The organism is Nocardia sp. NPDC057227 (assembly GCF_042669725.1).
Taxonomy (GTDB): domain Bacteria; phylum Actinomycetota; class Actinomycetes; order Mycobacteriales; family Mycobacteriaceae; genus Nocardia; species Nocardia asteroides_A.
Map to the genome: position 1 here is coordinate 90919 of NZ_JBHUXA010000012.1, position 6195 is coordinate 97113.

Here is a 6195-nt window from a genome sequence, read left to right on the forward strand (position 1 = left end):
CCACTACCACCTGTACGGCACCGGTACCCCGCCCTCTGCACCAGCGGAGACACCGGGGGTGAAGGTGGTGGGTGCGCTACCGCTCCCGGCCCCGCACTTCGTGCCTCGCGCCCAGATCGGCCAGCTCCGCGCGGCCCTGGCCCGGGAACGGGTGGCGGTGGTGGTGTGCGGGATGCGCGGTGCCGGCAAGACCCAGGTAGCCGCCGCCTACGCCCGCCAGGTCATGGCCGACCCCGCCACAAGGCTGGTGGGCTGGATCGGTGCAGAGACCCGCGACAGCGCCCTGGCCGGGCTGGCCGCCGTCGCCGCTGCGCTGGGGGTGGCCGACCCGGAGGGGGATTCGCTGGTCTCGGCGCGGCGGCTGCGCGACCACCTCAACAGCACACCGGTGCTGTCGGGGGTGCTGGTGTTCGATAACGCCACCGACCCGGACTTCCTGAACGAGTTCCTGCCCACCGGGGGCGGGGTGCGGGTGGTGATCACCAGCACCGACCGCGCCTTCACCGGCCTGGGTGAGCTCGTCGATGCCGCGACCGGCTACGACCGAATCGAATCGGTCACCTACCTGGCCGCGGCGACCGGGCTCGACGACCCGGCCGGCGCCGACGCCCTCGCCGCCGAGGTGGGAGATCTGCCGCTGGCCCTGGCCGCCGCCGCGACCACCATCACCACCCGCCGCCTGGACTACCCCGGCTACCGGGAGCTGCTGGCCGCCCAACCGCTCCCGGACGCGCTGCCCCGCCAGCGCGGCACCGGCTACGACCGCGCCACCGATCAGGCGCTGGGACTGGCGATCGACACCGTCACCACCACCGGCGAGACCGCGCTCGACGAGCGGGTGCGGTGGCTGGTGGGCGTGCTGGCGATGCTGTCCCCCGACGGTGTGGAAGCCGCGCTGCTGGAACGGAAACCGGATCCGGTGACGGGTGTGGCGATCGGGCGGTGTGTGGAGGGGTCGCTGCTGTCGTGGGCGACCGGTGGGCGGGTGCTGGTGATGCACCGGCTCACCGGGCGAGTGGTCCGCGAACGCGCCCTGGCCGCGGGCACCCTCGACGGCCTCATCGACGCCGCGGCGACGCTGCTCGAACCCCACCTGTTCGACCGGAGCGAAGCGTTCCAGCGCCGCGGTGACGGCACCCGGCTGATCGACCACATCGAAACCCTCACCGGACACGCCGCCGGCCTTCCCACCCTCAGCCCAGCCACCGATGCCGCTGTGCTGGCCACCCGCCGCTGGGCCATCGGCCATCTGATCGGAGCAGCAGACCTACGCCGTGCCATCTCCTACGCCGAGCACGCCGTCACCGATCATCAGCGAGTCCTCGGCGACGACCACCCCGACACCCTGACCACCCGCCACAACCTCGCCTACGCCTACCAGACGGCGGGGCGGGTCGGCGAGGCGATCGAGCTGTACGAGCGGCTGCTCACCGACCGGCGCCGGGTCCTCGGCGACGACCACCCCAACACCCTGGCCACCCGCCACAACCTCGCTGGCACCTACGAGACGGCGGGGCGGGTCGGCGAGGCGATCGAGCTGTACGAGCGGGTACTCACCGACAACCGCCGGGTCCTCGGCGACGACAACCCCAACACCCTGATCACCCGCAACCAGCTCGCTGGCGCCTACGAGACGGCGGGGCGGGTCGGCGAGGCCATCGAGCTGTACGAGCGGCTGCTCACCGACCGGCGCCGGGTCCTCGGCGACGACCACCCCAACACCCTGACCACCCGCAACAACCTCGCCTTCGCCTACCGGGCGGCGGGGCGGGTCGGCGAGGCCATCGAGCTGTACGAGCGGCTGCTCACCGACAATCGCCGGGTCCTCGGCGACGACCACCCCAACACCCTGACCACCCGCCACAACCTCGCCTTCGCCTACCGGGCGGCGGGGCGGGTCGGCGAGGCCATCGAGCTGTACGAGCGGGTACTCACCGACCGGCGCCGGGTCCTCGGCGACGACCACCCCAACACCCTGACCACCCGCCACAACCTCGCTGGCACCTACGAGACGGCGGGGCGGGTCGGCGAGGCCATCGAGCTGTTCGAGCGGGTACTCACCGACCGGCGCCGGGTCCTCGGCGACGACCACCCCAACACCCTGACCACCCGCAACAACCTCGCCTACACCTACGAGACGGCGGGGCGGGTCGGCGAGGCCATCGAGCTGTACGAGCGGCTGCTCACCGACAACCGCCGGGTCCTCGGCGACGACCACCCCAACACCCTGACCACCCGCGATCAGCTCGCTGCAGCGCGGAAGCAGCGAGGTTCTCGATGAACTGAGTTCGCTGGTGCAGATCAGTCGAGCGATGCGGTACCGCTGTTCGCGACTCCCGCGTCGCGGGCCGCTTTCACCTCGCCGTGGACCACGGCCAAGCTGACCCCGACGCCGCAGGCGATCTCGCGCAGGGACTGGCCTTCGGTGTGCCGGGCCAGGATCGCGCGGCGCTTGTCCGCGTCGACCACCCGCGGCCGGCCACCCTTACGCCCCCGCTTGGCCGCCGCGGCCAGGCCGTCGCGGGTCTTGCGGGCGATGTCGCGGCGCCGGTCCTCGGCGAGCGCGAGGGCCAGGTCGAGGATGAGGCTGCGCTCGGTGTGCTCGCCGGCGGCGATGCCGTGCAGCACCTTCACCTGGATCCCCTGCTCGAACAGGTCGTTGAGCACCAGCAGGCCTTCGAGCAGGTTGCGGCCGAGCCGGTCGGCCTCCTGCACCACGAGCATGTCCTCCGGGCGCAGGTAGGCCAGCGCCGCCTGCAGTCCGGGGCGGTCGGCCACGGCGAGCTTGCCGGAAATCTTCTCCTCGAACACCTTCACGCAGATCGGATCCAGGTCGTCGTGCTGACGCGCGGTCTCCTGCCTGCTGGTGCTGACCCGGACCAGACCGACCAACGCCATCGTGGACTCCTTCGGATCGTTCGGGAAACGTGTTCAACAACCGGGTCGGAGCCTACCGGTTTCCGAACGGGTTTCCGAACACCAGCTCCTGCGAGTCCCGGCTCGACGGCGCCGCGCGGGCGGGTGTTCGGAAAACGAAGGCTCGGGAGGTCCGCCAGCGGGTGTCGGTAGTTCGAATGACGGTGGGCGGCGGGGTTTTCGGCTAGGGTCGCCGGGCCGGTGCACCGTGGTGGCCGGTTTTCGGCGTGTTGGGAGGGTGGTCGTGGAGATCGAGTTGAGCAAGGCCGTGGCCGGGCTGCGCGATGAACTGCTGGCGGCCTCGGCTGCTGGTGCGGGTTCGGTGTTGCCGTTCGTGGTGGGGCCGATCGAGTTGTCGTTCGAGGTCGAGCTGCGCGCGGATACCAAGGCCAAGGCGGGGTTCAAGGCGTGGGTGGTCACCGGTGAGGTCGAGGCCGGTGCCGGACGCACCCGCCGCCACCGGGTGAATGTGACCCTGACCCCGCAAGCACCCGGCGGCGGGGACATCCTGGTCGGTAGCGAGGCCGCCGCCGAGGGCGAGGACGGCCCCGGCGACCTGTCCGGGCGCATCCCGGACTAGACGAAGGGGCGGGGCGGTGCAGCGTGAGCGGGTGTTCCGGGTCACCGGCGCGGCGGCGGGGTCGGGGTATCTGATCGCTGCGCGGCTGGTGCTGACCTCGGCCCACGTCGTCGGCGATCAGGCCGAGGTGTCGATGTTCCGGCCCGGGTTCGACGGCTCCTTCACCGGCACGGTGGTGTGGCAGGGCAGCCCGGGCGGGCGTGATGATGCCGCGCTGGTCCTGCTCGACGACCCCACCTGGACACCGGAGCCGGTGCGGCCGGTGGTGTGGGGGCGGCTCGTCACCGACCGGCCGCGGACAGACTGTCAGACGTGGGGGCTGCCGGACTTCGCCCAGCGCAAGGGTGCCGCGGCGGAGGGCGCGCAGCACACCGGGTGGATCAACCCGGGCAGCGGCACCGCGAACAACCATCACCTCGTCGAGCTCACCGAGCCCCCGCCCGCCGCCGCTGTCTCGGGTGGCTCTCCGTGGCAGGGGATCTCCGGGGCCGCGGTGTTCTGCGAAGGGCTGCTGGCCGGGGTGGTCGCCGCCGACCCCAAGCACCGCGAGCACGCCGCGCTGAAGGCGGTACCGGCCTACGTGCTGCTGGCCGACCCGCAGTTCCGGGACGCGGTCGCCGAGCATGCCGGGGCGGCGGGGTTGCGGTGGGAACCGGTCGAGCTGGCCGGGCTGATGGACCAGCAGTCGCCGCTGCGGTTCTCCCCGGTGCTGGGTTCCCCGGCGGGTCTGCTGCAGGCCCGCCGTGCAGTGGTGCCGTTCCGGCCCGGCCGCGAGCACCTGCTCGACGAGCTGCACGCGTGGGCGGGCGAGCCCGGGGTGGGGGTGTGGCCGCTGCACGGTCCGGGCGGGCAGGGCAAGACCCGGCTGGCGCACTACTTCGGCGAACAGCTCGCCGAGCAGCGGTGGTCGGTGCTGTGGCTCGACCCCGCCCATACCGATCCTGACCGGCTACAGGTCCTCGGGCAGGTGCGTACCCCGCTGCTGGTGATCGTCGACTACGCCGAGTCCCGCCCCGACCAGCTCCCCGCCCTGTTCGACGCCGTGACCGTCGCCGCGGCGGTGCCGGGCCGGCAGGTCAAGGTGGTGTTGCTGGCCCGCACGATCGGAGACTGGTGGACCGACATCGCCGCGGGCAGCGCCAGCGCGGAGGAGCTCACCGAGCTGGCCCGCACCACCACCCTGGCACCCCTGGACACCACCGCTACCGGCCGTGAGGCCACCTACCAGGCCGCGGTCGAGGCCTTCGCCGCCGTCCTGCCCGCCCTGCCGCAAGCCGGCGACCACGACTGGCAGGCCGCCGCCGGCCGGGTGCTGGATTCCCCGCCGCCCGATCCCGGGGCGGGGACCACCGTGCTGGGGGTGCAGATGCAGGCCTTGGCCGACCTGCTCGACACCGACGCTCACCTCGACTCCACCCACACCGGGCGCACCCTGGAAGATCGGGTCCTGATCCACGAGCGCCGCTACTGGAAACACACCATGGCCGGCGCCGGGCTGGGCGAGGTGGGGGTGGCGGTGCTCGAAGACACCGTCGCGGCCACCGCCGTGCTCGGCCCTACCACCCCCGCCGACCTCGATGCGGTGATCGCGGCCGTGCCGGAACTGTCCGGCCAGCCTCTACTGGGGCGCAAGGTGCGGGGCTGGCTGACCAGCCTCTACCCCGGCCAGACCGACACCGCCTTCGGTGGTCTCGCACCGGACCGCCTCGCCGAGTACCTCGTCGGACGAAACATCCTCGACCCCGCCCGCACCATCATCGACACCCTCGCCACCACCATCACCGACCCCGGCCGCGCCGAGTACCTGCTCACCGTATGCACCCGCGCCGCCGCCCACCCCCCACTCGCCGCGGCAGGCGAGCGCCTCACCCGCTGGTGCGCCCAGAACCCCGCCACCCTGCTGCCCGCCGCGATCGCCGTCGCCACCCGCGTCGAGAAACCCGAACCCCTCACCACCGCCCTCGACCACGCCATCCCCACCACCAGCACCGAAACACTTCAAGCCCTGCACGACCTCATCCCGCACCGGACCCGAGCTCTCGCCCCCACCGCGGCCACACTGCTGCAAACCGCGGTAGACCGGCTCCGCCACACCGAAGACCTCGACGCACCGAACCTCGCCTTGAGCCTGAACAACCTCGCGATCCGGCTCGCCGCGCTGGGGCGGCCCGAAAAGGCGCTGGCCGCGATCGAGGAGGCCGTCCGGATCCGACAGGCGCTGGCCGCCGAACGCCCCGAGGTATACCAGCCCGACCTCGCCTTGAGCCTGAACAACCTCGCGGTCCAGCTCGCCGAGCTCGGCCGCCCCGAAGACGCCCTGACCGCGATCGCGGAAGCCACCGGGCTCTACCGGGCGCTGGCCGCCCAACGCCCCGAGGTGTACCAGCCCGACGTCGCCTTGAGCCTGAACAACCTCGCGGTCCTGCTCGCCGCGCTGGGGCGGCCCGAGGAGGCGCTGGCCGCGATCGAGGAAGCCGTCCGGATCCGACAGGCGCTGGCCGCCCAACGCCCCGAGGTATACCAGCCCGGCCTCGCCTCCAGCCTGAACAACCTCGCGAACCAGCTCGCCGAGCTCGGCCGCCCCGAAGAAGCCCTGACCGCAATCGAGGAAGCCACCGGGCTCTACCGGGCGCTGGCCGCCCAACGCCCCGACACCTACCAGCCCGACTTCGCGGGAAGCCTCAACAACCTCGCGAACC

Annotated in this window: 4 protein-coding genes; 3 read left to right on the forward strand and 1 reads right to left on the reverse strand. The window is 72.5% G+C overall.

Translation table 11 applies throughout. The features are described 5' to 3' along the window. Positions 1 to 58: 58 nt before the first annotated feature. Positions 59 to 2281 carry a tetratricopeptide repeat protein gene (locus tag ACFUJ1_RS18425; RefSeq protein ID WP_378647075.1) on the forward strand — a complete coding sequence of 741 codons (2223 nt, stop codon included), beginning with the start codon at positions 59 to 61 and terminating at the stop codon, positions 2279 to 2281. Between the two features lie 20 nt (positions 2282 to 2301). Here the strand turns inward: ACFUJ1_RS18425 and ACFUJ1_RS18430 are convergent, their stop codons facing one another. Next, positions 2302 to 2898 carry a recombinase family protein gene (locus tag ACFUJ1_RS18430; protein ID WP_378647077.1) on the reverse strand — a complete coding sequence of 199 codons (597 nt, stop codon included), beginning with the start codon at positions 2896 to 2898 and terminating at the stop codon, positions 2302 to 2304. A 262-nt stretch (positions 2899 to 3160) separates the two neighbouring features. Here ACFUJ1_RS18430 and ACFUJ1_RS18435 point away from each other — a divergent pair, with 262 nt between their 5' ends. Beyond that, positions 3161 to 3496, forward strand: a complete 336-nt coding sequence (locus ACFUJ1_RS18435) for a trypco2 family protein (protein WP_378647079.1) — start codon at positions 3161 to 3163, stop codon at positions 3494 to 3496. A 16-nt stretch (positions 3497 to 3512) separates the two neighbouring features. Continuing rightward, positions 3513 to 6195 (forward strand): tetratricopeptide repeat protein (locus tag ACFUJ1_RS18440; RefSeq protein ID WP_378647081.1); only part of this gene is annotated, 2683 nt, incomplete at its 3' end.

Bases quoted from the DNA above. Each gene is read 5' to 3' on its own strand.
- ACFUJ1_RS18430 (WP_378647077.1), bottom strand. From the start codon at position 2,898: ATGGCGTTGGTCGGTCTGGTCCGGGTCAGCACCAGCAGGCAGGAGACC.